Annotated in this window: 1 protein-coding gene; it reads right to left on the bottom strand. The window is 60.6% G+C overall.

Features of this window, described 5'->3' with window-relative positions; all coding sequences use genetic code 11:
- Window positions 1–54 precede the first annotated feature (54 nt).
- A partial coding sequence (locus BG52_RS05555) for a ComEC/Rec2 family competence protein (protein WP_036666955.1) occupies window positions 55–2204 on the bottom strand: 2150 nt, incomplete at its 5' end.

Genomic DNA, 2204 nt, shown 5'->3' with positions numbered 1-2204 from the left:
TATGATGACCGAGGCCCGTCCCCTTTGGCGTATTCTCCGATTGGATAATGACTTTCAGTAAAGGGTCTCCTCCTTTATCGTTTCGTGATTTTTCGTGCGAACGCGCAGGTAGCCGCGGCCAACGCCGTATTGAATTTCGCCGTCCTCGTCGGTTCGGCGCACGGCTGCTCCCACCGCGGCAGCGCGCTTCAAGGTGTCGGGATGCGGATGGCCGTAGAAATTGATCCGCCCCACCGAGATGGCCGCCTCCAGAGGACGCCAGTAAGCGAGCCACTCCGCGCTTGAGGAGTTTTTACTCCCGTGGTGCGACAGCTTCAACACGTCTGCCGGGGCAGTGACGGGAAGGCGTTCTAAAACCTCCTGCTCGGTTTCCGAGCCCATATCGCCGGCCAGTACAAACGTGCGCCCGTATATGGACAGCTGCAGGGTTACACTCTGATCATTCTGTTTCTTGACGACAGGCAGCGTTGCCGTTGGAACGGACACTGTCGGCTTCGGCCAGAGAATGCGCACGGCCGTTTCGCCGTCAGGGCGATAAACCGGCAAACCGGAGTCGGCTGCGACAACCGGTATGTTCCGTCGAGCCGCCTCGCGCAGCAGATTTTGCGCAGCGGCATCGGGCTTCAGCGTGCCGTTCCACAAGATCGATTTAACCGGAATCGACCGCAGCACCTCCTTCAACCCCCCGATGTGGTCGGCGTCCAGATGCGTCACGACAAGCAAGTCGATCGCGTGCACGCCGCGCTTCAACAAAAGCGGGACCACCGTTTTCCTGCCGACCTCAAAAGGATCCCGCCGCTCCCGCCACGTTTCGTCCGGTTTGCGGAAATCGATCATGCCTCCCCCGTCGATAAGCAGCTGCTGGCCGCCAGGGGTACGGATGCGGATCGCGTCGCCTTGACCCACATCCAGAAACTGCACCTTGCCAGTGCGGTCAAACCGGTCGGGCGTATAAGCGTATACGAGCAAGCCGACGATCGCCGCCGCCGCCAATATCGGCTTCAAATAGCTCCGCCAACCTGGTCCTGGATTCGGCGCAATGGCTTCGTACGGCGGCACGTTCGGACCGAGCGGTTGTGGATGAGGCGGATTGTCCGGATAGCGTTGCATCCCGCGTGGCAACCGGAGCAGAATACCGAGCATGCCATACCAGGCAGTCTGCCACCAGAGCGGCGGCGAAGGCCAGATCGTCCTCATCGGTTCCGCGCGGGACAACCAATCGGTTAAAGTGAAGGTCGCCGCGTTTGCCGCATCGGCGCCAATCGCAAGCAGTTGCCCGGCTGGCAGCCATGCATAAGAAACAAACAGTGCGGCGGCGCCGATCGGCATCACGATAAAACTGATGAACGGCACAAGGATGATATTGGCCGGAAGCGAAAGCAAATGAAATTGATTGAAATAATAAATGGACAGCGGAAAAGATACAGCCTGGGCGACCGCAGATACGGTGACGAGATCAAGCAAAGCCCCAACGCGTTTCGGTCTGGGCAGCATTCGGCGAACGGGCGGAACGCCGACGATCAGCCCCGCAGTCACCGCGAACGAAAGCTGAAAGCTGATGTCCGACAGATAATAAGGGTTCCAGATCAGCATCAACAGTGCGGCCGCGCACAACACGTGAAGGCCATCCTTCAGGCGGTTGAAACGAGCCATAAGAAGTCCGAGAACGGCCATTACGCCGGCGCGCACCACTGAAGGCGACGCCCCGGACAGCAGAACATATAGCGGCACGGCAAAGCAGAGGAACTCAAGCACGGCTTCGCGGGAAAGCCGCATCAGGCGAAGCAGGCCTCCCAGGCCAAAAAGAAACACGGCGACATGCAAACCCGAGATCGCCAATATATGCGTAAGCCCGAGCTGCGAAAACTGCCGGAACAGCTCCGGATCGAGATCGGCTCTTATCCCCAGCACTAGCCCCTTCATATAGCCGGACTGCTCCTCCGGAAACAAAACCTCCATACCGGCGCCCAGCCTGTCCCGCACCGCGTCGAACGGCCGCAGCAGCGCAGCGGCCGATAAGCGCTCGCGGCCGGTTATGGCGACCGCCTCGGCGCCGTCCGCTTTCAGCAGCCAGTGAATCCGCTGCCCGTACAGGTATCGGCGGTAATCGAAGCCGCCGAAGTTGGTCGCCTGCGCCGGGCGCTCCAGCATGCCGGCGAGGCGCAGCTTGTCGCCGCGCTTCCAGCGAGCGGCGGCTTGCAGCT

This window comes from Paenibacillus darwinianus (assembly GCF_000598065.1).
Classification (GTDB): domain Bacteria; phylum Bacillota; class Bacilli; order Paenibacillales; family Paenibacillaceae; genus Paenibacillus_I; species Paenibacillus_I darwinianus.
The sequence above is the reverse complement of the archived record's forward strand: the minus strand, read 5'-3'. Positions and strand labels throughout refer to the sequence as shown.